The sequence below is a fragment of the Bradyrhizobium paxllaeri genome, assembly GCF_001693515.2.
GTDB lineage: Bacteria > Pseudomonadota > Alphaproteobacteria > Rhizobiales > Xanthobacteraceae > Bradyrhizobium > Bradyrhizobium paxllaeri.
Genome location: NZ_CP042968.1, coordinates 3,305,288 through 3,330,479 on the forward strand (window position 1 = coordinate 3,305,288; position 25,192 = coordinate 3,330,479).

At 61.5% G+C, this 25,192-nt stretch carries 24 protein-coding genes and 1 riboswitch; of the genes, 17 read left to right on the forward strand and 7 right to left on the reverse strand.

The features are described 5' to 3' along the window. Positions 1–43 precede the first annotated feature (43 nt). From LMTR21_RS15575 to LMTR21_RS15625, 11 genes are all read left to right on the forward strand, one after another. The gene (locus tag LMTR21_RS15575; RefSeq protein WP_065750337.1) at positions 44–490 is read left to right on the forward strand and encodes an SRPBCC family protein; all 447 of its coding nucleotides are present in this window, start codon (positions 44–46) and stop codon (positions 488–490) included. Between the two features lie 209 nt (positions 491–699). Next, positions 700–1,179, forward strand: coding sequence for a (2Fe-2S)-binding protein (locus LMTR21_RS15580; protein ID WP_057837316.1), 480 nt, complete (start codon positions 700–702; stop codon positions 1,177–1,179). A gap of 36 nt (positions 1,180–1,215) precedes the next feature. After that, positions 1,216–2,019, forward strand: coding sequence for an FAD binding domain-containing protein (locus LMTR21_RS15585; RefSeq protein WP_065750338.1), 804 nt, complete (start codon positions 1,216–1,218; stop codon positions 2,017–2,019). Between the two features lie 38 nt (positions 2,020–2,057). Then, the gene (locus LMTR21_RS15590; RefSeq protein WP_065750339.1) at positions 2,058–2,966 is read left to right on the forward strand and encodes an AAA family ATPase; all 909 of its coding nucleotides are present in this window, start codon (positions 2,058–2,060) and stop codon (positions 2,964–2,966) included. A 118-nt stretch (positions 2,967–3,084) separates the two neighbouring features. Beyond that, positions 3,085–4,290: a vWA domain-containing protein gene (locus tag LMTR21_RS15595; RefSeq protein WP_065750340.1), complete on the forward strand. Its 1,206-nt coding sequence runs from the start codon at positions 3,085–3,087 to the stop codon at positions 4,288–4,290. A gap of 13 nt (positions 4,291–4,303) precedes the next feature. Continuing rightward, on the forward strand, positions 4,304–4,633 hold the full coding sequence (locus tag LMTR21_RS15600; RefSeq protein ID WP_025589337.1) for an XdhC family protein: 330 nt from the start codon (positions 4,304–4,306) through the stop codon (positions 4,631–4,633). Next, the gene (locus LMTR21_RS15605) at positions 4,630–5,334 is read left to right on the forward strand and encodes an XdhC family protein (protein ID WP_065750341.1); all 705 of its coding nucleotides are present in this window, start codon (positions 4,630–4,632) and stop codon (positions 5,332–5,334) included. The genes LMTR21_RS15600 and LMTR21_RS15605 overlap by 4 nt, the downstream gene beginning before the upstream one ends. Continuing rightward, a complete protein-coding gene (locus LMTR21_RS15610; RefSeq protein ID WP_065750342.1) occupies positions 5,331–6,935 on the forward strand; it encodes an NTP transferase domain-containing protein in 1,605 nt (534 codons plus the stop codon). Before LMTR21_RS15605 ends, LMTR21_RS15610 begins: the two co-directional genes overlap by 4 nt. A 297-nt stretch (positions 6,936–7,232) precedes the next feature. Then, positions 7,233–8,213, forward strand: a complete 981-nt coding sequence (locus LMTR21_RS15615) for an IS110 family RNA-guided transposase (RefSeq protein WP_065750579.1) — start codon at positions 7,233–7,235, stop codon at positions 8,211–8,213. Between the two features lie 290 nt (positions 8,214–8,503). Next, entirely contained in the window at positions 8,504–8,893 is a 390-nt protein-coding gene (locus LMTR21_RS15620) for a DUF4189 domain-containing protein (protein ID WP_065754205.1), read from the forward strand. Positions 8,894–8,956: 63 nt separating this feature from the next. Next, entirely contained in the window at positions 8,957–9,367 is a 411-nt protein-coding gene (locus LMTR21_RS15625) for a DUF2000 family protein (protein ID WP_065754206.1), read from the forward strand. A gap of 37 nt (positions 9,368–9,404) precedes the next feature. Here the strand turns inward: LMTR21_RS15625 and LMTR21_RS15630 are convergent, their stop codons facing one another. After that, positions 9,405–9,716, reverse strand: a complete 312-nt coding sequence (locus tag LMTR21_RS15630; RefSeq protein ID WP_065754158.1) for a hypothetical protein — start codon at positions 9,714–9,716, stop codon at positions 9,405–9,407. 482 nt (positions 9,717–10,198) lie between these two features. Here LMTR21_RS15630 and LMTR21_RS15635 point away from each other — a divergent pair, with 482 nt between their 5' ends. The 3 genes from LMTR21_RS15635 to LMTR21_RS15645 all read left to right on the forward strand — a co-directional run bounded on the left by LMTR21_RS15635 (position 10,199) and on the right by LMTR21_RS15645 (position 13,115). Further along, positions 10,199–11,287: a TRAP transporter substrate-binding protein gene (locus tag LMTR21_RS15635; protein WP_065754159.1), complete on the forward strand. Its 1,089-nt coding sequence runs from the start codon at positions 10,199–10,201 to the stop codon at positions 11,285–11,287. A 191-nt stretch (positions 11,288–11,478) separates the two neighbouring features. Further along, positions 11,479–12,768, forward strand: coding sequence for a sulfite oxidase (locus tag LMTR21_RS15640; RefSeq protein ID WP_065754160.1), 1,290 nt, complete (start codon positions 11,479–11,481; stop codon positions 12,766–12,768). Further along, a complete protein-coding gene (locus LMTR21_RS15645) occupies positions 12,765–13,115 on the forward strand; it encodes a hypothetical protein (RefSeq protein ID WP_065754161.1) in 351 nt (116 codons plus the stop codon). Before LMTR21_RS15640 ends, LMTR21_RS15645 begins: the two co-directional genes overlap by 4 nt. 18 nt (positions 13,116–13,133) lie before the next feature. On the opposite strand, the gene LMTR21_RS15650 is transcribed toward LMTR21_RS15645, so the two are convergent. The 3 genes from LMTR21_RS15650 to LMTR21_RS15660 form a co-directional block, all read right to left on the reverse strand. Continuing rightward, the gene (locus LMTR21_RS15650; RefSeq protein ID WP_065754162.1) at positions 13,134–14,123 is read right to left on the reverse strand and encodes a Bug family tripartite tricarboxylate transporter substrate binding protein; all 990 of its coding nucleotides are present in this window, start codon (positions 14,121–14,123) and stop codon (positions 13,134–13,136) included. A 175-nt stretch (positions 14,124–14,298) separates the two neighbouring features. Next, positions 14,299–14,739, reverse strand: coding sequence for a hypothetical protein (locus tag LMTR21_RS15655; protein ID WP_065754163.1), 441 nt, complete (start codon positions 14,737–14,739; stop codon positions 14,299–14,301). A 289-nt stretch (positions 14,740–15,028) separates the two neighbouring features. Next, positions 15,029–15,982, reverse strand: a complete 954-nt coding sequence (locus LMTR21_RS15660; RefSeq protein ID WP_065754164.1) for a cyclase family protein — start codon at positions 15,980–15,982, stop codon at positions 15,029–15,031. A gap of 434 nt (positions 15,983–16,416) precedes the next feature. Between LMTR21_RS15660 and LMTR21_RS15665 the strand changes: the two genes are divergently transcribed. Beyond that, complete coding sequence (locus tag LMTR21_RS15665; RefSeq protein WP_065754165.1) at positions 16,417–17,229, forward strand: alpha/beta fold hydrolase; 813 nt, start codon at positions 16,417–16,419, stop codon at positions 17,227–17,229. Positions 17,230–17,479: 250 nt separating this feature from the next. Here the strand turns inward: LMTR21_RS15665 and LMTR21_RS15670 are convergent, their stop codons facing one another. Beyond that, a complete protein-coding gene (locus LMTR21_RS15670; RefSeq protein ID WP_065754166.1) occupies positions 17,480–17,695 on the reverse strand; it encodes a hypothetical protein in 216 nt (71 codons plus the stop codon). Between the two features lie 1,925 nt (positions 17,696–19,620). Here LMTR21_RS15670 and LMTR21_RS15675 point away from each other — a divergent pair. Further along, the gene (locus LMTR21_RS15675) at positions 19,621–20,535 is read left to right on the forward strand and encodes a thermonuclease family protein (RefSeq protein ID WP_141688395.1); all 915 of its coding nucleotides are present in this window, start codon (positions 19,621–19,623) and stop codon (positions 20,533–20,535) included. A gap of 330 nt (positions 20,536–20,865) precedes the next feature. Here the strand turns inward: LMTR21_RS15675 and LMTR21_RS15680 are convergent, their stop codons facing one another. Together LMTR21_RS15680 and LMTR21_RS15685 are read right to left on the reverse strand one after the other, a co-directional pair. Then, the gene (locus tag LMTR21_RS15680; protein WP_141688396.1) at positions 20,866–21,279 is read right to left on the reverse strand and encodes a hypothetical protein; all 414 of its coding nucleotides are present in this window, start codon (positions 21,277–21,279) and stop codon (positions 20,866–20,868) included. Positions 21,280–21,677: 398 nt separating this feature from the next. Continuing rightward, the gene (locus LMTR21_RS15685; RefSeq protein WP_084030720.1) at positions 21,678–23,123 is read right to left on the reverse strand and encodes a trypsin-like peptidase domain-containing protein; all 1,446 of its coding nucleotides are present in this window, start codon (positions 23,121–23,123) and stop codon (positions 21,678–21,680) included. Positions 23,124–23,826: 703 nt separating this feature from the next. Here LMTR21_RS15685 and LMTR21_RS15690 point away from each other — a divergent pair. Next, complete coding sequence (locus LMTR21_RS15690) at positions 23,827–24,522, forward strand: GIY-YIG nuclease family protein (protein ID WP_065754170.1); 696 nt, start codon at positions 23,827–23,829, stop codon at positions 24,520–24,522. 137 nt (positions 24,523–24,659) lie between these two features. Beyond that, a riboswitch (SAM-I-IV-variant riboswitch) is annotated at positions 24,660–24,760 on the forward strand. Positions 24,761–25,192 lie beyond the last annotated feature (432 nt).

A 25,192-nucleotide genomic window follows, 5' to 3' on the forward strand; every position in this document is an offset into this window, starting at 1 on the left:
TTACTTGGGGGATAACAGTTGAAGCGATCCAGGAGGCACCCCCATGGCCATGACAATGAACGGCGAAGTCCAGCTTGCGGCGTCGCGCGAGGCCGTGTGGGCCAAGCTGAACGATCCGGAAGTGCTGAAGGCCTGCATTCCCGGCTGCGAGGAGCTGGAAAAGACTGAGGATAACGGCTTCCGCGCCACCGCCAAGATGAAGGTCGGGCCGGTGTCCGCCCGCTTCAAGGGCAAGGTCATGCTGAGCGATCTCGATCCGCCCAACGGCTACAAGATATCAGGCGAAGGTGAGGGCGGCGTTGCCGGTTTCGCCAAGGGTGGCGCCACGGTCGCGCTGTCTGAAAAGGATGGCGGCACGCTCCTGAGCTACAACGTCGAGGCGCAGATCGGCGGCAAGCTGGCCCAGCTTGGACAGCGGCTGATTAACGGTGCGGCCAAGAAGCTGGCCGACGAATTCTTCGCCAATTTCGGCAAGGCCGTGCAGGGCTGATCCAGGGGCTGCCCCCAAGGTCCGACCCGGACTGATTCCTGCACGCCGGCCTTGGTCGAACGGCCCGTCAAGTCACTCAGGCCATGTCCCAGGCGAGGGGCTCGCGAGGTTGCTCATTACCGGGATGGCCCATATTATGGGCCTTGGAATGACTATAAAACGCCTGCGCTGCCGGTATATCCGGAAGGTGCAGCTCCAAGAGAGTGCTAATGGCCAAGATTTCCCTCATCGTGAACGGTAACCCCGTAAACGCCAATGTTGATTCCCGTACCCTGCTGGTCCAGTTTCTGCGGGAAAATCTCCGGCTGACGGGCACCCATGTCGGCTGCGATACCTCGCAGTGCGGCGCCTGCGTCGTCCATCTCGACGGCAAGGCGGTGAAGTCCTGCACCACGCTTGCGGTCATGGCCGACGGCCATGAAGTCCGCACCATCGAGGGCCTGGCCGCCGACGGCGCGCCGCTGCATCCGATGCAGGAAGCCTTCCGCGAGCATCACGGCTTGCAGTGCGGCTTCTGCACGCCCGGCATGATCATGACCGCGGTCGATCTGGTCAACCGCAAGGGCCATGATCTTTCGGACCACGTTATCCGCGAGGAGCTCGAAGGTAATCTGTGCCGCTGCACCGGCTATCAGAACATCGTGACTTCGATCGCCGCCGGCGCCAAGGCGATGGGCAAATCCGCTTAATCGATTTTCATCGCGAATAGCGATCAGGAAGTTCTCATGTACGAATTCAAATATCATCGTCCGGCGACCGTGCGGCAGGCTGCCAATCTCCTGGTGAAGAACGAAGACGCCAAGGTGATCGCCGGCGGCCACACGCTGGTCCCGGTCATGAAGCAGCGGCTCGCCAGCCCGCCGCATCTGGTCGACCTCTCCCACATCGAGGGGCTCGACACCATCGAGATGAAGGGCCGTTCGCTGGTGATCGGTGCCACCGCCAAGCACGCGGCCGTCGCGACCTCAGCCGTTGTCGGCGAAGCCATCCCGGCGCTCGCCGAGCTCGCCGGCGGAATCGGCGATCCCGCGGTGCGCCACAAGGGCACGATCGGCGGCTCGCTTGCCAACAACGACCCGACCGCGGATTATCCCGCGGCCGTGCTCGCGCTCGGCGCCACCATCGTCACCAACAAGCGCCGCCTCAAGGCGGAGGAATTCTTCCAGGGCCTGTTCACGACTGCGCTTGAGAGCGACGAGATCATCACCAAGGTGATGTTCCCGCTGCCGAAGAAGGCGGCCTATATCAAGTTTCGCAACCAGGCCTCGCGTTATGCATTGGTGGGCGTGTTCGTCGCCAAGCGTCCGTCGGACGTGCGCGTCGCGGTGACTGGTGCGGGTTCGGACGGCGTGTTCCGCGCCACCGCGTTCGAGGAAGCCTTGAAGAAGCGCTTCTCGCACAAGGTGCTCGACGGCGTTTCGGCTTCGGCCGACGGGCTGAACAGCGACCTGCACGGCAGCGCCGAATATCGCGCGCACCTGATCGGCGTGTTGACGCGCCGTGCCGTCGAAGCGGCGACGGCGAAGTAAGTTTTGCCGATTTCCGGCTTACCAAGATTGGCTATCCCATGACTGCATCGGCGCTGCCCAAATCCGTCGATGGGATGCTCGAGCTCCTGACCTCGCGCGGCTATCTGGCCGAGCGGTCGCTGGCGACGGTGACCTATCTGTCGCTGCGGATGGGCCGGCCGCTGTTCCTCGAAGGCGAGGCCGGCGTCGGCAAGACCGAGATCGCAAAGGTGCTGTCGGCGGCGCTCGGGCGCAAGCTGATCCGCCTGCAATGCTACGAAGGCCTCGACGTTGCCTCCGCCGTCTACGAGTGGAGCAGCGCGGCACAGATGATCGCGATCCGCCTCGCCGAAGCCGCCGGCGATACCGATCGCGAGCAATTGTCCTCGGACATCTTTGCCGAGCGCTTCCTGATCAAGCGCCCGCTATTGCAGGCGCTGGAGCCTGATGTTGCCGGTGCGCCGGTGCTGCTGATCGACGAGCTCGACCGCGCCGACGAGGCGTTCGAGGCTTACTTGCTGGAAATCCTCAGCGACTTCCAGGTCACGATCCCCGAATTCGGCACCATCAAGGCGCCGCAGCCGCCGATCGTCATCATCACCTCGAACCGCACCCGCGAGATCCACGACGCGCTGAAGCGCCGCTGTCTCTATCATTGGGTGGACTATCCCGATGCCGAGCGCGAGCTTGCGATCGTCAAGTCGCGGGTACCAGGCATTTCCGCCAAGCTCTCGCAGCAGGTCGTGAGTTTCGTGCAGGCGCTGCGCGACCAGGATTTCTACAAGTCGCCAGGTGTCGCCGAGACCATCGACTGGGCCACCGCGCTGACCGAACTGGACGCCCGCTCGCTGACGCCGCAACTGGTCGGCGACACGCTGGGCGCGCTGCTCAAGTATCAGGACGACATCGCGCGGATGCAGGGCGACACGCTGCAAAAGGTTTTGAAGGAAGCGACGAGCGAGGGTTAGTTTCGCGCCTTGCCCGTCATTCCGGGGCGCACGCAGTGCGAACCCGGAATCCCGAGATTGTAGCGCGAGATTCCGGGTTCACGCTTCGCGTGCCCCGGAATGACGAGGCCGCAAGACCATGACCACCATCGACCACCTCAATCCTCCCACCGGCCACATGGCCGACAACGTCATCGGCTTCGCCCGCGCGCTGCGCGCGGCCGGCATCCCGGTCGGCCCCGGCGCCGTCATCGACGCGCTCAACGCGTTGCAGATGATCGAGATTGGCCACCGCGGCGATGTCTACACCACGCTGGAAGCGATCTTCGTCAAGCGGCACGAGCATGCGCTGATCTTTGCCCAAGCCTTCGACCTGTTCTTCCGCGCCGCCGAGGACTGGAAGCACATGCTGGATTCGGTGCCGCTGCCGGACCACGCCAAGAAGAAGCCGCCGGCGGCCTCGCGCCGGGTGCAGGAGGCGCTGGCTCAGCCTTCGATGCGCGACGAGGCCGAGCAGGTGCAGGAACAGGAGCTGCGGCTGTCCGTCTCCGACAAGGAGATCCTGCAGAAAAAAGACTTTGCGCAGATGAGCGCGGCCGAGATCGCCGAGGTCACCCGCGCCATCGCCAACATGAAGCTGCCGCAGGCGGAATTGCGCACCCGCCGCTACCAGCCCGATGCAAAAGGCCTGCGGCTCGACATGCGCCGCACCTTGCGCAGCAGCCTTCGCACTGGCGGCGAGATCATCGACATCCGAAAGCTCGGCCGCATCGAGAAGCCGGCGCCGATCGTGGCGCTCCTGGATATATCAGGGTCGATGAGCGAATATACCCGCCTGTTCCTGCACTTCCTCCACGCCATCACCGACGCCCGCAAGCGCGTCTCCGTGTTCCTGTTCGGCACGCGGCTCACCAATGTGACGCGGGCCTTGCGGGCCAAGGATCCCGACGAGGCCTTGGCGAGTTGTTCGTCCTCGGTCGAGGACTGGGCCGGCGGCACCCGCATCGCAACCTCGCTGCACTCCTTCAACAAATTGTGGGGCCGCCGCGTGCTCGGGCAGGGCGCCATCGTGCTCCTGATATCAGACGGGCTGGAGCGCGAGGCGGACGCCAAGCTCGCCTTCGAGATGGACCGGCTGCACCGCTCCTGCCGCCGCCTGATCTGGCTCAATCCCTTGCTGCGCTACAGCGGGTTCGAGGCCAAGGCGCAGGGCATCAAAATGATGCTGCCCCACGTTGACGAATTCCGCCCGGTGCATAACTTGACGTCGATGGAAGGGCTGATCGAGGCGCTCTCGGCGCCGCCGCCGCCCCACCACATCAGCCGCATCCGATCGGCAGCCTGAAGGAGGGTTTTCCATGCTCAACCGCGACGAAGACATTCTGCAGGCCGCCGAGAACTGGCAGAAGGCCGGCCACGGCGTGGCGCTGGCGACCGTGGTCGAGACCTGGGGCTCCGCCCCGCGGCCGGCCGGCTCCAGCCTCGTCATCAACGATGACGGCACGTTTCTGGGTTCGGTCTCCGGCGGCTGCGTCGAGGGCGCCGTCGTCACCGAGGCGCTGGATGTGATCGCCAGCGGCAAGCCAAAAATGCTGGAATTCGGCGTCGCCGACGAGACCGCCTGGAATGTCGGCCTGTCCTGCGGCGGCACCATCCGCGTCTTCGTCGAGAAGGTAGGCCAGTCGTGAAGCTGGAAACCCTCACACAGGTCAACGCCGAGCGTGCCGCGCGCCGCCCGGTCATCGTCGTCACTGACGTCGCCAATGGCGACCAGCGGCTGGTGAAGGCCAAGGATATCGCGACCGATCCGATCAGCGCCGAGCTTTCAAAGCAGCTCCGCATGGGCAAGAGCGGCATGATCGAGTCCGGCGGCAAAAAACTGTTCCTCAACGTCCACGCGCCGACCGCGCGGCTCGTGATCGTCGGCGCGGTCCATATCAGCCAGGCGCTGGCACCGCTGGCCCGTTCGCTGGATTACGACGTGACGGTGGTCGATCCGCGCACGGCGTTTGCCAGCCCCGAGCGCTTTCCCGACGTGCCGTTGATCGCGGAGTGGCCCGACGTGGCGCTGCCGCCGCTTAATGTCGATCACTACACGGCCTTCGTCGCCGTCACGCATGATCCCAAGATCGACGATCCGGCGCTGCTGCATGCGTTCGAGCGCGACTGTTTCTATATCGGCGCGCTCGGCTCGCGAAAGACCCATGCCAAGCGCGCCGAGCGGCTGAAGGCGCAGGGTGCGTCGGATGCCGACATCGCGCGTATCCACGCGCCGATCGGGCTTTCCATCGGCGCGGTGTCGCCCTCGGAGATCGCGGTCGCGATCATGGCCGAGATCACCGCCGAGCTGCGGCTGCCGAAAGAAACCGCGAAGGTCCAGGCAGCATGAAGTTCGGTCCCGCCAGTCCGGCCGACGCGATTGGCGGCGTCACCGTGCATACGCTCCGCCAGGGTTCGCTGGTGCTCAAGAAGGGCACCACAATCGGCCCCGCCGAAGTCGAGGCGCTCAACAAGGCCGGCGTCAAGGAAATCGTCGTGGTCCGGCTGGAAGCGGGTGACGTCTCCGAAGACGAAGCCGCCGCCAGCATCGCGCAGGCGGTCGCGGGCGAGGGCGTCAATGTTGAGCGCGCCTTCACCGGCCGCGCCAATCTGTTCGCGGCGCAGGCCGGCGTGCTGGTGGTGGATCGCGCTGCGGTCGACCGCATCAACGGCGTCGATGAAGCCATCACCTTTGCAACGCTCGCAGCCTTCAAGCCGGTCGTCGAAGGCGAGATGATCGCGACGGTAAAGCTCATTCCTTTCGGGGTCGAAGGCAAGCTGCGCGACACCGCCGTCGAGGTCGCGGGCAAGGACGCGCTGCGGATCGCGCCTTATGTCATCAAGCGCGTCGGCGTGGTCTCGACCCTGCTACCCGGCCTTGCGACAAAAGTCATCGACAAGACCTTGCGCGTCACGGCGGAGCGGCTGGCGCCGGCGGGCGCCAGCATCATCGCCGAGCGTCGCGTGCCGCATGACGAGACGGCGCTGGCTTCTTCGGTCAAGGAATTGCTCGGCCTCGGCGCCGAGCTCGTGATCGTGTTCGGCGCGTCCGCGATTGCCGACCGCCGAGATGTCATCCCGGCCGCGATTACCGAGATTGGCGGTGCCATCGAGCATTTTGGCATGCCGGTTGACCCCGGAAATCTCTTGCTGATCGGCAGCGCCGGCGGCGTGCCGGTGCTGGGCGCGCCGGGCTGCGCGCGCTCGCCGGTCGAGAACGGCTTTGACTGGGTGTTGATGCGGCTGCTCGCCGGGCTGAAGGTCACGCGCGCCGAGTTGACCGGCATGGGCGTCGGCGGCCTGTTGATGGAAATCGTCACCCGGCCGCAGCCGCGCACCAGCCTCGAGGGCGAGGCCAACCGCAACGTCGCGGCAATCGTGCTTGCCGCTGGCCGCTCGACACGGATGGGTGGTCCGAACAAGCTGCTGGCCGAGATCGACGGCAAAAAACTGGTGCGGATCGTCGCCGAGCAGGCGCTGGCCTCGAAAGCAGCCGAGGTGGTCGTCGTCACCGGCCATCAGGCCGATCTGGTCGAGCAGGCCTTGGCGGGGCTCAATGTCAAATTCGTCCGCAATCCCGATTTCGCCGGCGGCCTCGCGTCTTCGGTCAAGGCCGGCATCGCGTCGGTGCCTGACAACGCCGACGGCGCGATCGTCTGCCTCGGCGACATGCCGCTGATCTCGGCCAAGCTGATCGACCAGTTGATCGAAACCTTCGCCCCGGACCGCGGCCACCTGATCGCCGTCCCCGTCAGCGACGGCCGCCGCGGCAATCCCGTGCTGTGGTCGCGCCGGTTCTTCAAGGAGCTGATGACGCTCGACGGTGACGTCGGCGCCCGTCACCTGATCGCCAAGCACGCCGAAGCGGTCGCCGAAGTCCCGGTCGACGGCCAGAGCGCGTTTCTCGATATCGATACCCCGCAAGCGCTGGAAGCCGCGCGGAGATCGTAGATCCGTAGGGTGGGCAAAGCGCAGCGTGCCCACCATCCATCAACGGCGCTACTTCCAAATGGTGGGCACGCTTCGCTTTGCCCACCCTTGTATTAGCGCGAAGGATTAAAGTGGTCTCGTTCCGTGAGGAATGGCCCAGCCGGGGTGGCCACCCTGGCTGGGCCGCCGATTGATCGGATCGATGCCCACCGAAGCCTAGAGGGCTGTCTTACGTAGCAAGATCGCAATCGGCACTTCATCGGGACCCGGATGGTTGAAGGAACTTCAGGTTCGCATCACAAGGGAGGGTCGACGAAGATGGCCAAGCGTACCACAATCTGCGCCGGGATCGATACCGGCAAACGGAAGCTAGACGTGGCGATCGATGGCAACTCCTTGCAGCTGCAAGTCGAGAACACGGCTGAAGGCCACAAGGCGCTGTTGGAGTGGTTGCGGCGCCACAAGGTCAAGCGCATTGGGATCGAGGCGAGTGGCGGCTATGAACTCCCAGTCGTCAGCGAGCTGCGGCGCAAGCGGTTCGTTGTGGTGGTGTTTCAGCCGGCACAAGTGCGGGCCTATGCCAAGTTCCACTTGCAGCGCGCCAAGAACGACAAGATCGATGCCGCGCTGATTGCCGCCTGCACTGCTGCGGTCAAGAAGATCCACGCCGCCCCCGATCCCCGGCTGCAGCCGTTTGCCGAACATCTGACGCTGATCGAACAGATCGGAGAGGACATTACGCTGTACAAAAACCGGCTCGAGGCCTGCCGCGATCCGCGCATCCAGAAGGTCTGGAAGGACGAGATCGCCCGCCTGGCCAAGCGCGAGAGGGTCGAACTCAAGGCCTTGGTGGCCGCGATCCGCGAGCATCGCGACCTCGCCCAGCGGCTCGATCTGATCTACAGCGTGGGCGGCGCCGGGATGCCGACCGCAGTCGCGGTCCTGATACGCATGCCCGAGATCGGCCAGCTCAGCCGCGAGCAAGCCGCCGCTCTCGCCGGCCTTGCGCCCTATGACGATGACAGCGGCGAGCACAGCGGCGCCCGTCACGTCGACGGCGGACGCAAGAGGCTGCGTCGGGCGCTCTATACGGCGGCGCTGCCGGCATCCTTTCGCTGGAATCCGCAGCTTATCGCCCTTTACAGCCGGCTGAGGGCCGCTGGAAAAGAGCACAAGCAAGCGCTCATCGCCTGCGCCAGGAAGCTGCTCATCTTCATCAACACTGTCGTGGCACGTGGCACGCCTTGGCAAGACCAGCCCCCCTTGGCTGCAACGATGGGCGCCTCGCCAGCAAGCTAATCCAAGTTTCTTGGTTCGACCGCAGCACCGTTTCTTCGTCCCGACCTGCCATCCCAACGACGTCGCGCGCAGCCGTCGTCAAGGATGGCCGTCGCTCCAATCTCTCGCCACCCACAGCCGCCGCCAGGCCACGCCTTGACGGCGGCGAGCACGGCGTCATGCTCAGCGGAAACGGACAATCAATCGCGCACAATCAATCCGTTTAATGGTTGCTACGCAACCATTCCGTTCACCAACTGGAAACTCCCCGCGGCTAGATTCTCCCGGTTACCTCGGGGGAGGGGATTTTGATCGTTTCGACCGTCGCGGCACAGCGCCGCGCGTTGTTTGTCGTTGTGTTGACGCTGCTACTGGCTGTTTCGAGCTATTTTACCAAGGCATGGGCCGCTGGCGCGCTGGCGGTCGGCAAATGCGGCGCCTATGGCCAGGCCTATGACTATCCCGCCGAGGCCGACGCGCGCTCGGCGGCGCTGAAGCAGTGCAAGGGCAACTGCACCGCCATTGCCATGAAACGGGCCTGCGCGGCGCTCGCCGTCGATATGACCAACCCCTGCGGCGCCCACGGCTATGCCGTGAAACCCAAAATTTCGAGCTCGCTCAACGCCGCAACAAAGAAGTGCTATGAGTTCGGCGGCAAGGAATGCGTCATCCGCGCCTGGGCCTGCGACGCCAAGGGATGACTTTGCTATTGTCATTCCGAGTTCGCGTCTTCGACGTGTCCCGGAATGAAATCGGGAGCCATCATGCAATTCGACACCAAGATCGCGGTCGTGATCCGGACCGATCTCGAAGCCTGGCAGAAACTCAACGTCGCATCCTTCCTCGCCGGCGGCATCGCCGCGTCGTTTCCCGACTGCATCGGCGAGCCCTATGGCGACGCATCGGGCACGAGATATTTGTCGCTGATCGGCCAGCCGATCCTGATCTACGGCGCCGACCGCCCGGCACTGTCCCGCGCGCTGGAGCGGGCACTGGCGCGCAACGTCACCCCTGCCGTCTACACCGAGGACATGTTCAAGACCACGCATGACGCCGCCAACCGCGAGGTGGTCAGCGCGGTGATCCGCGCCGAGCTCAATCTGGTCGGGCTCGCGATGCGCGCCGAGCGCAAGGTGATCGACAAGATCGTCGACGGGCTGAAGTTTCACGGCTAGCGCATGGTGTCCGAGCCGTAGCCGTCTTGCCCGAAACCTAAAGTCCGACAAATCCACGCAGCTTCTTGACGGTCTCGGCAGCGTCGTTGGCTTCCTCGGTCGTCAGGACGGTGATCTCGCCGCTGCGCCTGTGCATGACGCTGTGATGGATTGCCGCGCCTGAAAGCCCGTCGACGTCCGACTTCACCGCGATGTCGTCGATTTCGGAGAGCGCGAACTCAACAGGCTTCTTGTTCCACAGCAGCATTTTTTTCTGCAGTGTCGCCTTGCCGGAAGCCTTGTCGAACGTAAGCGTGGTCGAGCCGGTCTTCAGAACCAGCTTGCTCGAAGTTTCCTCAATACTGATCATGGCAGGTCTCCGCTGTTTCCTGCTTTGAAGTGCTGGCTATGGGCGATGCGCCCACGACGATACCTGTCTTCCGGCGATCGGCTATCATGATTGCTGCCAGTACATCGCCGGCACTTCGAAGGCGCGATTTGCGCCCGACTGTCTGGCTGGCAGACAAAGTCACAACGCCACAGCCGAAGTGGCGAGTAATGCAAGTCTACGACGAGCATGTCCCCGCCTTCCTGTGGGGCGGTTGCATCGTTGAAAATTTTCGCAAGGTTTGTGCGCGGAGTCGAGCGACAAATTGACGCCGACACCGTTCCGGTTTGCCAGTCAGCCGGGCCAAAGTCAGCCGCCAACAGCCCTGGATATCGGGCCTTGTCATAGGCAAGGTAGGGCTTCCACGCACGCATTGAAGTTCAGTATGATACGGGCCGAATGGTCCCGGAAACGCTTTCGCGCGCCCCGGCCCACTGGATTGCAATCGAAGGAGTAAGCACATCATGAAACGCCGTACGTTCCTCACAGGCAGCGCCGTGGCCGGCGCGACGACGCTGGTGGCGGCGCCTGCGATCGCGCAAGGCTCGCCCGAGATCAAATGGCGCCTGACCTCGAGCTTTCCAAAGTCGCTCGATACCATCTACGGCACGGCGCAGACCTTTGCGAAATATGTGGCTGACGCCACCGACAACAAATTCCAGATCCAGACCTTTGCGGCCGGCGAGATCGTGCCCGGCCTGCAGGCGCTCGATGCCGTAAGCACGGCGACGGTGGAGATCGCGCAGACGCCGCTTTATTTCTACATCGGCAAGGAGCCGGCGGTGGCTTACGCCACCGGCGCGCCGTTCGGCATGAACCACCGCCATCAGGGTTCGTGGTGGTCGTTCGGCGGCGGCGCCGAGCTCTGCAACGAGGCGCTGAAGCCGTTCAAGGCGCATGCGATCCTGTGCGGCAATTCCGGCACGCAGATGGGCGGCTGGTTCCGCAAGGAGATCAAGACGCCCGACGACCTCAAGGGTCTCAAATTCCGCATCGCCGGCATGGGCGGCCATGTGCTCGCCAAGCTTGGCATCGTGCCGCAGCAGATCGCGGGCGGCGAGGTCTATTCGGCGCTGGAGAAGGGATCGATCGACGCCGCGGAGTTCGTCGGCCCCTATGACGACGAAAAACTCGGCTTCTACAAGGTGGCGAAGTACTACTACTTCCCCGGCTGGTGGGAAGGCGGCGCGATGCTGCACATGGTCGTGAACGAGGAGAAGTGGAACGCGCTGCCGAAGCAGTACCAGGCGATCCTCAACCAGGCGGGTGCGGCGGCCGGCGCGTGGATGATCGAGAAATACGATAGCGTCAATCCTGCCGCGCTGAAGCGGCTGGTCGCGGGCGGGGCGGAGCTGCGCGCCTTTCCGCAACCGGTCATGGAAGCCTGCTACCAGGCGACCCAGGACCACCTGAACGAGATCGCCGAGAAAAGCCCGCTGTTCAAGAAGACGAAAGAGAGCCACGACGCCTACATGAAGGAAGTGCTGTTCTACACGCAGATCGCGGAAAACTATTACGACAACTACCTGCTCAGCAAAGCGCGCAAGGGCTGAGTTCTTTTGTTCGATGCAGCGATGCCCGGCGCAGCGCGCCGGGCGTCGATGCCATCAGCGGCCCCGGCGGCTCGCTACTTTTGCCGGTCTTGCAGCCCGCCCGCAAAGCGCAAATACTCTTCCCAGTTGGATTCCCGGAAGCGGGGTCCGGCCAAGAAAGCCCGGGAGCGGGCACAAAGGGAGAGGACGTCATGGCGCGGGAAACCGAGGGCAATGCGGCTGACGGCAGCCGTTTCGAAACCAGCCGGCGCAGATTTCTGGGCGGCTCAGGACTGGCGGCGCTGGGCGCCGTGATCGGCGGCGCGATGCCGCTCTCGCGCGACGGCATCGGCATTCCGCAGGCGCACGCGCAAGCCGCGGCGCCTGCGGCCAAGGGACCGCAACACCTGAAATACCCCGGCAAGAACGAGGGGCTCGTCGTGCTCGGCGAAAAGCCGCTGGTGGCGGAGACGCCGGAAAGCCTGCTCGATGACGACACCACGCCGATCGAGAAATTCTACATCCGCAACAACGGGCAGATTCCGGAAGAGGCAAAGGACCCCGACGCCTGGAAGATCACCATCGATGGCGAGGTCAACAACAAGATCGAGATCACGCTCGGCGAATTGAAATCGAAATACAAGGCGGTGACGCGGCGCATGGTGCTGGAATGCGGCGGCAACGGACGTGCGGGATTTTCGCCGCCGGCGCGCGGCAACCAGTGGGCCAATGGCGGCGCAGGCTGCGCCGAATGGACCGGCGTCCCGCTCGCCGATCTCCTCAAGAAGGCCGGCCTCAAGCCGTCAGCGAAATACACCGCGCATTATGCGGCCGACCTGCATCTGTCGGGCGACGCTTCCAAGCCGACCATCTCGCGCGGGGTGCGCATCGAGAAGGCGATGGACCCGAACACCCTGATCGTGTGGGCCATGAACGGTAAGCCGCTGCCGAACATCCATGGCGGGCCGGTGCGGCTGGTCGTGCCGGGCTGGGCGGGCTCGGCCTCGCAGAAATGGCTGACGCGTATCACCATCCGCGACCGCGAGCACGACGGCCCCGGCATGACGGAGTTTTCCTATCGCACGCCGATCAAGCCGATGGTGCCCGGCGGCAAGGGCGATCCGGCGAACTTTAAGATTTTGGAATCGATGCCGGTGCGCTCGATCATCACTAACCCTGCGAACGGCGCGAAATTCGCCGCCGGCACCAAGGAGCTGAAGCTACGCGGCGCCTCCTGGGCCGGCGATCTCACGGTGAAGCAGGTCGATATCTCGCTCGATTTTGGCGCGAGCTGGCAGCGCGTCACGCTGGAGAAGCCGAAGAACAAATATGACTGGCAGCGCTGGACCGCGACCGTCAAGCTGCCGACCGACGGCTACTTCGAAATCTGGGCCCGCGCCACCGATTCCAAGGGCGCGATGCAGCCGCATCAGGCCGGCTTCTGGAATCCGCAAGGCTATGGCGGCAACGCCATGCACCGCATCGCGGTGCTGGTCGGATGATGCTGCGTCTTGCGTGGTTCGCCGTGGCCGGTGCGCTCTGGATGGCGCCGGCCTCGGCGCAAACGGCGTTCACGCCGCGCGACGAAAGCCCGGAGGAGTTTGCCGCGGGCGCAGGCCGCGACGAGACCTTCTACGCCTGCACCGCCTGCCACGGTTTCCGCCTGGTGGCCCAGCAGGGCATGACGCGCGCGCAGTGGGAGGATTCCATCAACCTGATGGTCCGCCGCCACAACATGCCGCCGCTCGACGACAAGGATCGCGAGAAAGTGCTCAGCTATCTCGAGGCCGCCTATCCGCCGCGCGCGTCGGTGGGGCAGAGGGGCTGGGTCAACCCATTCGCGAAGTGAGAGCGGAGAACTAGCCCGCTACGCCGGCTCCAGCCCGAGCGCCTTGGCGCTCTCGATCCAGGTCGGCAATTCGCGTTGATAGAGCGCATTGCTTTCCTTGAAGCCGAGCGTGGGCTCGAGCGCGAAAGTAGAGAGAACCTCCTTCACCTTCGGATCGCTGTTGGCCGCCACGAAGAGTTCCGACAGCCGGTCGACGATCGGCTGCGGCGTCGCCTTGGGCACCGCCCAGCCGGTGAAGCCGCTGATGGTGAAGAACTTCGATGTCGCGCCCTGTTCGGGCAGGGTCTTAACGTTGGGGATGGCGTCGACCTTCTTCGAATGCACCGCGAACACGGTGCCTTTGTCGCCCGTCAGCACGGCCTGCGCGGCCGTGTAGCTGCCCATCGCGACATCGAGCGTGCCGTCCAGAATTCCCGTCCACATCGGCGCTTCGCCCCGGTAGTGGATCGGCTCGATCTTGAGATCATACTGCTTGTTGAGTTCATTGATGGTCATGTGCGGCGCCGAGCCCGCACTATAGGTGCCAAAATTCACCTGGCCCTTCTTGCGCGCGAACGCGACGAAATCGTCCAGCGTCTTGACGCCGGATGCCGGGCTCGCGACCAGCAATAGCCCGGCGCCCGGGATGATGCTGACCAGCGTCAAATCCTTGTCCATGTCGTAGCCGGGGTTTTTCATCATCACCCGGTTCATCACGTAGGTGGTCGAGATCGAGCACAGGATGGTGTGACCGTCTCCTTCCGCGCGCGCGACCTCCTGCGCACCGATCGAGCCGGAGGCGCCGGCCTTGTTCTCGATGACGACGGTCTTGCCCACCTGGCGGGAGATGAAATCGCCGAAGGCGCGCGCCAGCAGGTCGGTCTGTCCGCCCGCGGGGTAGCTGACGACCATGCGGATGTTCCGCGACGGCCACGCCCCTTGCGCCGAGGCGCCGCGCGAGAGCAACGGCATTGCGGCGGCAGCCGTACCGGCGGCGATGAAGTGACGGCGATTGAATTTTGCGGACATGATTCCTCCCTGTTTTTTGAGGGAGCGTATCGCATCACACCGCCACTGCCACGGGCGCGGGCCGGGACACTTTGGCGCATCGAGCAAAAATTCGGCGTTCTTCAATGACTTGCAGGCGAGTTAATGCCGAATGCAACCCGATTTTTTCCGCGCGGGAGAATATGCAAGCGCAGGGCTACGGCAGTCGCGCTAGGTCGTCGCGGCGACATAGGGGAATGCTGCCGACGATGGCGACGAGCTGCACCGCATTGGACAGCATGCCGCCCCAATGCAAGCGCCGCAGCCGGCGCACCGCATCGGCATCGCCCGCGTCCCTGGCATTAAGCTGGACATCCCACTGCCGCAGAAACCAGCGCCGCGACCAGACCGCGATCGCCGTGAGCAAGCCGATGCCGACCGCGAAGCCCAGCCGGCCGGTTGCCGCAAAAACCAGCGTTCCGATCACGCCCGCAATGCCCGTCATCAGGAAATGCGCATTGAACATGCCGCGCAACAATTGGGTGACGGGTGGGATGTCGAGCTTCACCAGTAGAAAGGCGGGCGAGGCCAGAAAGAAATAACCCATCGGGAAAAGCAGGATGACGATGGCGGCTAAGGCAACTCCGTCTGGCGTCATGCGATCATCCCTTCTTTTTTCCCATCATTGGGCGAGGGCCTTTCGGCGGCAACCCATGATGATACCGCCGGCCATACTGTACCATCAGGCTTTGGTCGGGTATGGCATCAGCCACGCTTGCCGCCAAGCGAGACGAAGGCCATCAGGCACGCATCGTTAGCGCACGATGACGTTGCTTATGTCGATCTTGCACGATCTGGTTAAGCGTAGCCCGCATGAGCGGAGCGATATGCGGGACCGGTCCCGCATATCGTTCCGCTCATGCGGGCTTACTACTCAGGCTACTTTCCTACCTCACCGCAATCGGCGAGACCGTGGAGCCCGTGCCGCCCTGAATCTTCAGCGGCTGCATCACGAAGGCGAATTCGCCGACGCCCTTCTGAGCGAGCTCATCGAGCTTGAGATTTTCCAAAAGGTGGATGCCGTTCACCACCAGCGCGATCTGGTGCACGGGCAGCGACAATTGCTTGTCCGGATTGGGCGCGACCTCGACCGGCCAGTTGTCGGCGCCGAGCAGCATCGGGTCCTTTGTGGCGAGCCAGAGCGCGGCCTGCACGCCGATGCCGGGACAGGACTTTACGTAGCGCGGATTGTCCTTGCCGTAGAGCTTGCCCCAGCCGGTGTGGATGATCACGGCGTCGCCGGGTTGCAGCGCCAGGTTCTGCTTTTTCAGCGCACCTTCGAGATCCTCGACGGTGATTTCGTAATTGTCGTCCAGCATCGCGACGCCCTTGAAGGCCGCGACGTCGATTAGCACGCCGCGCGTGAACAGCGCGCCGACATTGTGGATGCCGAACTTCTTGAAGCCGGCACGGTCGATATTCTCGTCGACCTTCTGACAATTGTACCAGCTGTTGAGATGAGTCTGGTGCGCAAAGCCGTCGAACTGCGTGCCGACCTGTCCAAGCTCGGTCACGATGATCTCTTCATTCGAACCGCGCATGTTGGAGAACTGGTTCATGAAGGTGCGCTTGGCATGCATGTCGAAGCGCCGCGTTCCAAAGAATGCCATGCTGGGGCCGAGCACATGCGCCAGCTCGATCACTTCGCCTGATTTGATCAGCTTGGCGGCGTTCAGCACCGCCGCCGGCTTCTGGTGGTTGGCCGAACCGCGCTCGTCGGCCGCGCCCCATTTCGACGGACATCGCTGGCTTTCGGTCGGCACCGTCCAGGTCGGCGCTTGCGCGAAGGCTGTGGCGGTGAATGCAAGCGTGACCGCCGCACCCAACGTGAATGCTTTCATTTCAAATCCTCCCAAGAGCGGGCGCTCTGGCTTCGGCACCCTGACACAGATAATGCGGGTGCCATCGCGGCCAATTCAAGTCTGACGACGTGTCGCGAGCGGCGTGCCATCGAAGATTGCGGCGGCAGGGAAAACTTGATTTGCTGAACAGATTCAAACTGATTTGGGTCGTCCAGTCGTCAGCGCAAAAATATACTGCTTTCCCTCGCCCCCAAATCAGCGGCATTTTCCGCGCGTCCCGCCTCGACAAGAGGGGCGTATCGCGGTCGTCACGAACGCGAGGCGGGATGCGGTGGAGGCGAGGGCGTCGCCCGGGCTTGCGCTGGATGTCCGCCTAGGCCATGAGCAGAAGTTCAGCTTTGTCTTCCATCTGGTTTTCGCGCGGCTCGTGGTATCGTTATCGATACGGACCACGTCCACCCGCCGGGGCAGCCATGGTCGAATATCCTGCTAGACGGATCGACTACCGCGAGCAAGGATCGGGGCCGGCAATTCTTTTCGTGCCCGGCTCGTGGAGTACGGGCGCACTGTGGCGTGGTGTGATCGCCTTGTTAGGAGATCGCTTTCGGGCGGTGACAACGAGCCTGCTCGGTTATGGCGATACCGAAGAGCGCCGGACGCCGGACGACGTTTCGATCGAACAGGAGATCGACGTTATCGATGCCGTCATCCAGCGCACTAACAGCGCTGTCCACCTCGTCGGGCATTCGTATGGTGGCACCGTATGTCTGGCGACCGCCCTCCGTGATCCGACCAAAATCGCAAGCATGACCCTGATCGAGGCGACCCCGTTCAATCTGCTTCGCCACTCCGGCGATCTCGGGCCGTACGAGCAAGTGCGCGCGATGAGCGACGCTTATGTCCGCGCATGTGATAACGGAAATCTGCTGGCTGCGCGGAGCATCATCGACTTCTACGGCGGCGACGGTAGTTTTGATACGTTCGGAGCCCGGGCCCGGGATTACATTGTTGCCACCACGCCGACGAACATTCTCGACTGGTCGTCGGCGTGGCGTTTCGACGTGCCGCTTGCCGCATATGCGGCCATCACGGCACCAAGCCTCCTCGTGCGAGGTGAACGCAGTCATCCAGTCGTTCAGCGCGTCGCCGAGGTGCTGAATGACGCGATCTCCAGATCGTCGCTGGTGACCGTTCCCGGTGCCAGTCACTTCATGGTCGCGACCCATGCGTCGGATGTCGCGAGGCTCATCCGTGAGCACGTCGCAACAGTCGAGACGCTGCGCTAGTTTAGCGCCACTAGACACTTGCTGCCGAAAGCATCCAGCTCCGATCAACCGAAGATCGCCTGTGGGCCAAAAAGGCGACATTCGGAGTTGCTCGCCCAAGTCCGCGTCACCCCTAAAAGCGGACGTGCCGCAGTAGGCCGCATTGAACTTGGGGTCCTTTGAAGAGCGTGAGTTATTGGGGGGACCGCGCGACGGCACACATTCAAGATATTTGCCCGGGCGATTTTCCGGGTTGCGTTGCGATCGCTCGTCACCGCTCGCCCTGGGCCCGCATCGCGGCGGCGAATGTCCTGCCCTCGTTCACCCATCTATCGAGCGGCAGGTCGTTGAGCCGTTCCACCAGCACCATCTTGGTACCGACCACCTCGTGGTCGTCAAATTCGAAACACCAACAGCCTTTTCCTTTATGGTACAGCTTCAGGCAGGGGTCCCCGATCACGTGGACGACCGTTTGTGTGTTGAACATCGTCAGTGATAGCCTCGTTCGATGACCCGGACGCCCGCGTCATAGGTGGTCGTGGTGGGGCATTGCCATTTGCAGCGGCGTTGACCGTCTGCCCCTTGTCGGAACACCTGAGAACACTACTGAGAGCCATCGACATCGCTGCCAATTGAGTGACTGCCCGGCGTCTTCCGACCTTGGCATTGCTGCGCGGCCTGACGTGACTGCCCGCCCAACGAAAAGCCCGGCGGGCACGCCGGGCGATCGGAGGTATAGTTACGTGATGAAGTGCGAGTATCAAAGATCAGGGGGGGATCGGCGTCGGTTCGCTTTGCAACACTGGGACCGCCGAAAAATCGAAATATTTGCCCGACGATTACCCTAGTTGCGTTGCGGATCGGTACAAAAATCGGAGGGGCCGACGTGAGCGCGCGATGGCTGTGCGCCGGGACGCGGTGAGGAATTGATCGACGGGCATCTACAGCGCGTGGCGAGAAGGGAACTATTTGGGCAACAGCCGATTGAATTAGGTGCCAACGCGCACGAGGAGGTGCTGCCATGCGCCTTCAGACATATCGGGACGAAAATCACTCCAGCCACCTCGATTTGGTCGACCACCACTGGTCAATTGACCTAGTCACCATTGCAGCCTCAGGCATCTTAGTGGTGGGCTTCGCCTGTGCCTTCGTGTCCCTATGGGTCCACTAGCCGACTGCGGGATGCCGTCCGTCATCGAACGCTGACACAGGGTCGATGCGGTGCGAGCGCTAGCGCGCGACGCCATGCACGTGTGGTCTCGCCCCCCAACAACAGTCCCACCACTGGCGGCAGCTACGGGACCGTTGCCGAGGGCATATCGGGCTGGGTGATACGCCCGTCCATCAAAGATCCCTATGGACAATTGCACGTCACGCGTGCCGCCCTGAGCGAAACAGATTACCTGCCGCTGCCGTCGTGACGGTGTGCGCGCCGCCTGCCAGACGACAATCTCAGGAGATTTCTGAGGCTTGGGTCCTTCTGCGCGCATGAATTGATGGGGGGACCGCGCGACGGCACACATTCAAGATATTTGCCCGGGCGATTTTCCGGGTTGCGTTGCGATCGATCGTCACCGCTCTCGCTGCGCCCGCATCGCGGCGGCGAATGTCCTGCCCTCGTTCACCCATGTATCGAGCGGCAGGTCGTTGAGCCGTTCCACCTGCACTATCTTGGTACTGACCACCTCGTGGTCGTCAAATTCGAAATACCAACAGCCTTTGCCTTTGTGGTGCAGCTTCAGCAGGGGTCGCCGACAAGGTGGACGACCGTCTCCGTGTTGAACATCGTTAGTTATAGCTCCGTTGGATGGACGCTCGCGTCATAGGTGGTCGTGGTATTGCCACTCGCAGCAGCGTTGCCCGTCTGTCCCTTGTCGGAAAGCTGAGATCAACACTGAGAACCGTCTCGACGTCGCTGCCGATTGAGTGACTGCCCGGCGTCTTCCGACCTTGAGCTAAGCAGTTGGAAAAGTGGTGTGCCGTAGCCAGGCTGCACGATCCCAGCAGTCGGTGATGTAGCAAGGACCCGGCGCAAATCTCTTGGGAATTCTCGCCATTTTTTTGTTATCCCGCGCCAAAGTCGGCGGCAGCAATGCGAGAACAGCCCGACCATCCGCATCAGTCACCGGGTCCTTTGGAGAGCGCTGCGCACGCGGGGACCGCGCGACCGCGCCGTATGAACATATTTGCAATTCATCACATCGCGCTAAATTTCGTACCTCCTCGCACACAAAGACGCTGCATGATGCGGCTTGATAGCGGACGGGGTAATCCATTGTTTATCGTGCGATCACGGGGGATGGTGGTGCATCCTCCAGCCGTGGCGACGTTCAACAAGTGAATGGCGGCAGAAGACAAGAACACCCGCCTCAAATCTAGTACCGTCTTGTCTTTTCTGCATTGGAAGGCGACGTGGATACTTACACCATCATCTTCGCGGCGCTGGCGGTCTTTATGTGCCTGCGCCTGCGCAGTGTCCTTGGACAGCGCACCGGGAGCGAACGATCATTCCAAGTCAGCGCCTTCGCCTATCGCCTCTCTAGGATCGCAGCGGTTTTATTGGCGGTGCTTTACGTCGCTTACGAAGCCAAGTGGTATGAGGCGATCAAGGCTCGCGCAACAGCTATCACAACCATCAGCGGCCCCGCCCGCGTTATCGACGGCGACACCGAAGTCGTATTATTGGCAATGGTACTCCTCTTGGGGGCTGCTCTGGTCTTGTCTTTTCTGCATTGGAAGGATTGGAAGGAGCAAAATGAAGGGCTGAAGAAGGCCAAGCCGCTTGATGGGCTTCTGTGGGATCATCCGTCGCAGCGCAACGCTGATGATCGGGGGTCGCATCAGAGGGCCCAGATATTCGTGACCGGAATTTTCGTCCCTCTCGTCGCAGCCGCTGTCGGCGCGGTGATTTACGTGGGCGCTACCACGTGGTATCCCGCGCTCGCGCCTGCTCCATCCAGGATTGCTTCGCCGACCATCAGCGGCCCCGCTCGCGTTATCGACGGCGACACCGTCGTCGTCGCGGGCACGACAGTACGGCTCAAGGGCGTCGATGCGGCCGAACTGGGTACAGCGCGCGGCGAGAATGCCCGGCGCGTGATGACTACGCTTGTTACCGGGTCGCTGACCTGTCGCTTGACCGGCGAAAAGACCTATAGCCGCGAGGTCGGCTATTGCACCACGGCCAGCGGCACCGACATCAATCGAGCCATAATTGCTCAAGGTGCCGCTCTCGCGTGTCCGCGCTACGACGCCCGCTATGTGCCTTTCGAGCAGGAGGCCGCGTTAGCGGCGCAACCACGGTCATCCTATTGCGTGAAGCGCTAGGCGATAGAATCCTGACCGCTGCCAGCGTCCTTACTTGCCATTCTGTTTGATGCCCCACAACCGATAGGCTTCGTCGATGTATGGGGCCGGCTCTGTCGGCTCCGGCATCAGCTTCGCGCCCTCTTTACAGAAGTGGTCGAGGCCACGTCACGACTTCAAGGACGGCCCTACACGCCGGTCGGGCTGCTTACAGTGCAAAAGGATATGCGCGTGATCAAATCGCGCCACGCCATCGATCCCTTCGGCAAGGTTCTGGCACCATCCCAGAATGTGGGTATCTGTATCCGATCGCGCTGAAGCGCGAGACCCACTTTGCCATGCGAAAAAGAATTAAAAAGCGCCGTGATAAAGCACGTACTGAATCATGTCGTTAACAGTTCGACTGTGGGTCGTGTAGAGAGTGCCGGATGCTTGGCGGGCCTTTTCGCCTTTCGCAGCAGCATTGATTGCATACAAACTAAAAAGCTGACCGATACTGCTCATGGCCATGAATAAGGGTGGATTTTCGTCCTTCCCCGCCGCCGCTGTTTCGCTAAACCATTTTGCGCCTTCCTCAAGATCCGTGGCGGACTGCTTTGTCGCGAAGAAGAAAAACTGAGAGTAAAGATTTCGGCTCAAATCGTAATTAGGCATCAATTTTTTTAATGCCTCAATCACGAGTTGGCCGCAGGCCAACTTCGCTTCATGGTCGGCTGCGAACCACTGAATTCCGAACGCTTTTACAGCCGCCTCGGCGTCATGCATTGCACCGTCCGACCGCCTCTCAGATGTTAGCCCAGATATCCAGTTCAGCATGATGCTAACCTCCGGGTTTTTATCGGCTCATCGTCCCTCGAAGGAAATAGATGGAGCGGCCTCGCGATTCCGACCGCGCCAGTGGAGGCAGCGTCCTAGCCCACCCCTCTTGACGTAAATCAATGACACCAAGGAGCGTTTCTGCCGGCTGACAGCCCAGCCGGATAGATAACTGTCCACCCCCACAATTCGCCGTGGCTCCTGCAACGGCCAACTACCAGCCATAGCCCGATTTGCGCTAAGCTTGGCATTCGGCTTTGATGAGACATGGGCACGAAATACTCGCGTCGATGCGACCGCGACAGACGCGATTCCTTATGCGTTGTTCTCGCCGGTCATCTCGGCCGCTACTTCAGACAGTTTACCGGGAAGACGCTCTTCCGCGCTTGCTGCGCTATATCCGCAACCGTCTTGCCCGCAGTGCCATCCTCCATCGGCTCCAGGGTTATCCATTGCGCAGCAAGGAATGCAGTGACGATTTCCTTTCTGATCGCGAAATTGATGCCCTGAGGAACAAAGCCTCCGACTTTTATCGCGGTAATATCGTTTAATCTGCTTCTGACTACACCGACAAGTGCTCCGGCTCGGTCCACGAGGGCACCCCCAGAATTTCCGGGTTGAATGGCGGCGGTGAATTGCAATTTGGTGCTGTCATTTCCTACGCCGCTTAGAGCACTTACGGTGCCAGTGGTCACGTTTATTCCCTCGCCAAGGAGGGCCCGTAAGGGGTAGCCTAGGGCCACCATATCTTCCCCCAGCCGAACTGATTTGCTTGTTAACTTCAACGGCTCGGCCTCGAAGTCAGGCGGTGTTTTGATTTGGATCAGCGCGAGATCGTTCCCACTGTCCTGTCCAATCAATGTTGCTGATCCGACACCAGGAACGTTAATTCTCTCACATTCCGAAATCACGTGATGGTTCGTAAGCAAATGGCCCTGCCGAGAAACGACGATGGCACTTCCACTTGAAATCTCAGCCCGCTGGTCATTCGGCGTTGTAATTGCCGCCCGTTTTTGCGGCGGTGCCGTTGCCACGGGTGGCGAAACAACGGTTGCTGGAGCATTGGTTAGTGCCGCTATCTCCACTTCGAGCGTGCGCTTTAAGTCATCGTTCGAAGGAGCTAACGTGCGAGCGGCTTCGAAGTCACTTTTTGCAGCTTGAGGCTGCCCCATTTTCGCATAAGTGCGTCCGCGCTCGACCAGCGTCCAAGCGTTCGTCGGTTCCAATTTCAAAGCGATCTCGTAATCTGACAACGCACGATCGAACTGGCCCCAGTCCCGCAGGGCGTTTCCCCGTTCGTAGAACCGAAACAGACGCGCCACGGGATCTAGCCGGATTGCCTCGTCAAAGTCTGCAATAGCGTGGCTCAGGTCGCCCAATCCTCGAAACGCTTGGGCACGATTGTGAAAGCGAAAGGCGCGAGGAGTAGTATCTAGTCGGATTGCTTCAGTGATATCAGCAACGCCCTGCTGGTACTTGCCTTGTTGAGTATGAAGTTCGCCACGTTCCTGCCAGCGGTAGGCACGGTTCGGGTCTAACCGAATCCCGGCACTTACATCCGAGATTGCTTGGTCGAGGTTTCCCTTCGCAGCAAACGCTAATCCCCTGTTATGAAATGCTGCTGCATGAACTCGGGTCGGGCCGCGGGCTAGTAGCCTTGAGCATGCTGAAATGCTGCGGTCGGGGTCTTGACGACCGAGCTCGCAGTCCTTCCAAGTTGTATCTCTGGCCGCCGTGGCCGTCGACCAAAAGGTAACGATGCTGAAGAAGCATACAATCTTCCAGGAAGCCACGTTAGTTGCTCCGTTCGCGGTTTCGACAGCAAAGATTGAGTTTCACGCGCGGTGCGGGAAACCGCCTGTTTGACGTGTTGTCGTGCGGCAGTCGCGTTGGTCGAGATCCTTCTCGACGCAAATCAACGGAACAATCTAGTAATGCGCGCAAATAAATTCTTGTCACAACTTGCCAATAATTTGTTTTTTTGCGCCCCTGGCTCGGCGCTTACCGAGCGCTTGCAGCCAGCTCGGTGTCGCGGAGAGCTTTGATGCTTGGACCGCGCGACGGCGCTTGCCAAGGATATCTAGTGCGAGAAAAAGTTGTGGTTGCAGTTGCGAGCGCAGCACGACCGTCAATAGCAAATACGCCAAGTTTATTCGATCCGTATTTTCCCGGACCAGCCAAAGCAGAGAATGGCGTCAAAGCACAGTTCTTTGGCTTTCTTTAGCAAGTCGATCGTCGCGCGCCAGTGTATGCAAATCTTTCAGCATCAAAGCTCTGAAAGATATCGGCGTGGAATACTGCGTGATCGACGGCAGGAATGCGCTGGTCTACGGACCAGACGCTTAACGAAGCGTGCACCAAAGCAGACGAGTTGCCCGCCTGGGAAATTATTAATGGCAATGGCGACCTCATCGATTGGAGTCGCGCTCCTCTCAAGGAAACCGGATCGCAAAAACCAGAATCGCTGAGGCAGTCGGCCCAAATCGAGGCAGCAAAATGAACGCGGTCAATGACTTTACGTTGGACGTTGAAGATCACAAAACAACTACGGCGAATGTTTACATTCTGCGGAATGGTACTGACAACATTTTCAAGATCGGCCGGACAATCGACATCGAGACGCGATTGCGGCAGTTGAGGACGGGGAATCCGCAACTCACCGTCTACCAATTGATCGAGACGGACAACGATGTGCTTTGCGAAAGCTATCTGCATAAACGGCTTAGTACCAAGCAGATTAGCGGCAGATCATCGCAGGAGTTTTTTGCGGTGACGCCAGCGGAGCTTGAACCGATCATCTTGGACGCCAAGGCGTATCTTGAGGAGTGTTTGCCGGTGCTCTTGGAAGCCGAGAGAATGCAGGAAACCGATAGCGATGGATCGATCAAGATACCCGGTAACGCGGCGATCTCGATGCATCAGGAAATGTTGGAAGTGGCGGAGCAAATCCGCCGCCTGAAATCTGTAATGGAGGAACAGATTGCGGGCCTGGAGTCGCGGTACGATTATCTTGAGGCGGAAATAAAGGTGACGATGGGCACCGCTGCCGAGTTGAAGGGTATTGCAACATGGAAGACCGGTGCGCGAAGCGCGTTTGATCAAACGGCTTTCAAGGAGGCGGAGCCGAAGCTTTATGAGCAATACAAGAAACAATCCCGTACCCGCATGTTTAGGTTAGTGAAGGTGAAGTAACAAATCATGCCGCGACGCGACAGGAACGAGCATCCGCGGTCAAGCCAGCGTTATCGATGGCGACGCGCTGGACATTCACGGCACTCGCATCCGGCTTTGGGGCATCGTTGACATCCGCATGCGTCGTGATAACTCTGGCTATGCATCCTGAGAGGACCTGACGGTCCCGCCAACCAGCCCTAGACCGGCAAAGGTGGCAACGACGATGTGGCCCGGAAGGGCAACAATAGGTCGCCAGCCCTCCAGATGCCTATGCAATCTTGGAGGGTTTTCTTATGTCCTGTTTAGCGCCCAACTGCGGCGAGCCAGCCATCTTGCTCGGGTTGTGTGTCGAGCATTTTCAGCGTCCTGGCCGCAAGCACAGGATGACCGCCAAGCGCAAGGCCACCATCATGGCACTGGCTGAGAAATATGTCGCCGCCAATGACCCGCCGCGCGGTGTGTGGCCTGGCCTCCACTATTCCATGGGACGCGGCTACAGCGCTGGGTCCTCGCCCACGGAAGGCTGCCGGATGGCGTCCATAACGTCCTCTGGAACAAGGGCCAAGATTGCATGCGGGTTGACTTCACCCGGCTGCGTAACGATCCGGCGTACCCAATCGGATCGTTGGCCGAACGCGCTTTGCCAAAAGCGCAGCGAGGATAGGGATTGCAGCGGTCCTGCACGAGC

Bases quoted from the DNA above. Each gene is read 5' to 3' on its own strand.
- LMTR21_RS15575 (WP_065750337.1), top strand. From the start codon at position 44: ATGGCCATGACAATGAACGGCGAAGTCCAGCTTGCGGCGTCGCGCGAG.
- LMTR21_RS15580 (WP_057837316.1), top strand. From the start codon at position 700: ATGGCCAAGATTTCCCTCATCGTGAACGGTAACCCCGTAAACGCCAAT.
- LMTR21_RS15585 (WP_065750338.1), top strand. From the start codon at position 1,216: ATGTACGAATTCAAATATCATCGTCCGGCGACCGTGCGGCAGGCTGCC.
- LMTR21_RS15590 (WP_065750339.1), top strand. From the start codon at position 2,058: ATGACTGCATCGGCGCTGCCCAAATCCGTCGATGGGATGCTCGAGCTC.
- LMTR21_RS15595 (WP_065750340.1), top strand. From the start codon at position 3,085: ATGACCACCATCGACCACCTCAATCCTCCCACCGGCCACATGGCCGAC.
- LMTR21_RS15600 (WP_025589337.1), top strand. From the start codon at position 4,304: ATGCTCAACCGCGACGAAGACATTCTGCAGGCCGCCGAGAACTGGCAG.
- LMTR21_RS15610 (WP_065750342.1), top strand. From the start codon at position 5,331: ATGAAGTTCGGTCCCGCCAGTCCGGCCGACGCGATTGGCGGCGTCACC.
- LMTR21_RS15615 (WP_065750579.1), top strand. From the start codon at position 7,233: ATGGCCAAGCGTACCACAATCTGCGCCGGGATCGATACCGGCAAACGG.
- LMTR21_RS15625 (WP_065754206.1), top strand. From the start codon at position 8,957: ATGCAATTCGACACCAAGATCGCGGTCGTGATCCGGACCGATCTCGAA.
- LMTR21_RS15630 (WP_065754158.1), bottom strand. From the start codon at position 9,716: ATGATCAGTATTGAGGAAACTTCGAGCAAGCTGGTTCTGAAGACCGGC.
- LMTR21_RS15635 (WP_065754159.1), top strand. From the start codon at position 10,199: ATGAAACGCCGTACGTTCCTCACAGGCAGCGCCGTGGCCGGCGCGACG.
- LMTR21_RS15640 (WP_065754160.1), top strand. From the start codon at position 11,479: ATGGCGCGGGAAACCGAGGGCAATGCGGCTGACGGCAGCCGTTTCGAA.
- LMTR21_RS15645 (WP_065754161.1), top strand. From the start codon at position 12,765: ATGATGCTGCGTCTTGCGTGGTTCGCCGTGGCCGGTGCGCTCTGGATG.
- LMTR21_RS15650 (WP_065754162.1), bottom strand. From the start codon at position 14,123: ATGTCCGCAAAATTCAATCGCCGTCACTTCATCGCCGCCGGTACGGCT.
- LMTR21_RS15655 (WP_065754163.1), bottom strand. From the start codon at position 14,739: ATGACGCCAGACGGAGTTGCCTTAGCCGCCATCGTCATCCTGCTTTTC.
- LMTR21_RS15660 (WP_065754164.1), bottom strand. From the start codon at position 15,982: ATGAAAGCATTCACGTTGGGTGCGGCGGTCACGCTTGCATTCACCGCC.
- LMTR21_RS15665 (WP_065754165.1), top strand. From the start codon at position 16,417: ATGGTCGAATATCCTGCTAGACGGATCGACTACCGCGAGCAAGGATCG.
- LMTR21_RS15670 (WP_065754166.1), bottom strand. From the start codon at position 17,695: ATGTTCAACACACAAACGGTCGTCCACGTGATCGGGGACCCCTGCCTG.
- LMTR21_RS15680 (WP_141688396.1), bottom strand. From the start codon at position 21,279: ATGCATGACGCCGAGGCGGCTGTAAAAGCGTTCGGAATTCAGTGGTTC.
- LMTR21_RS15690 (WP_065754170.1), top strand. From the start codon at position 23,827: ATGAACGCGGTCAATGACTTTACGTTGGACGTTGAAGATCACAAAACA.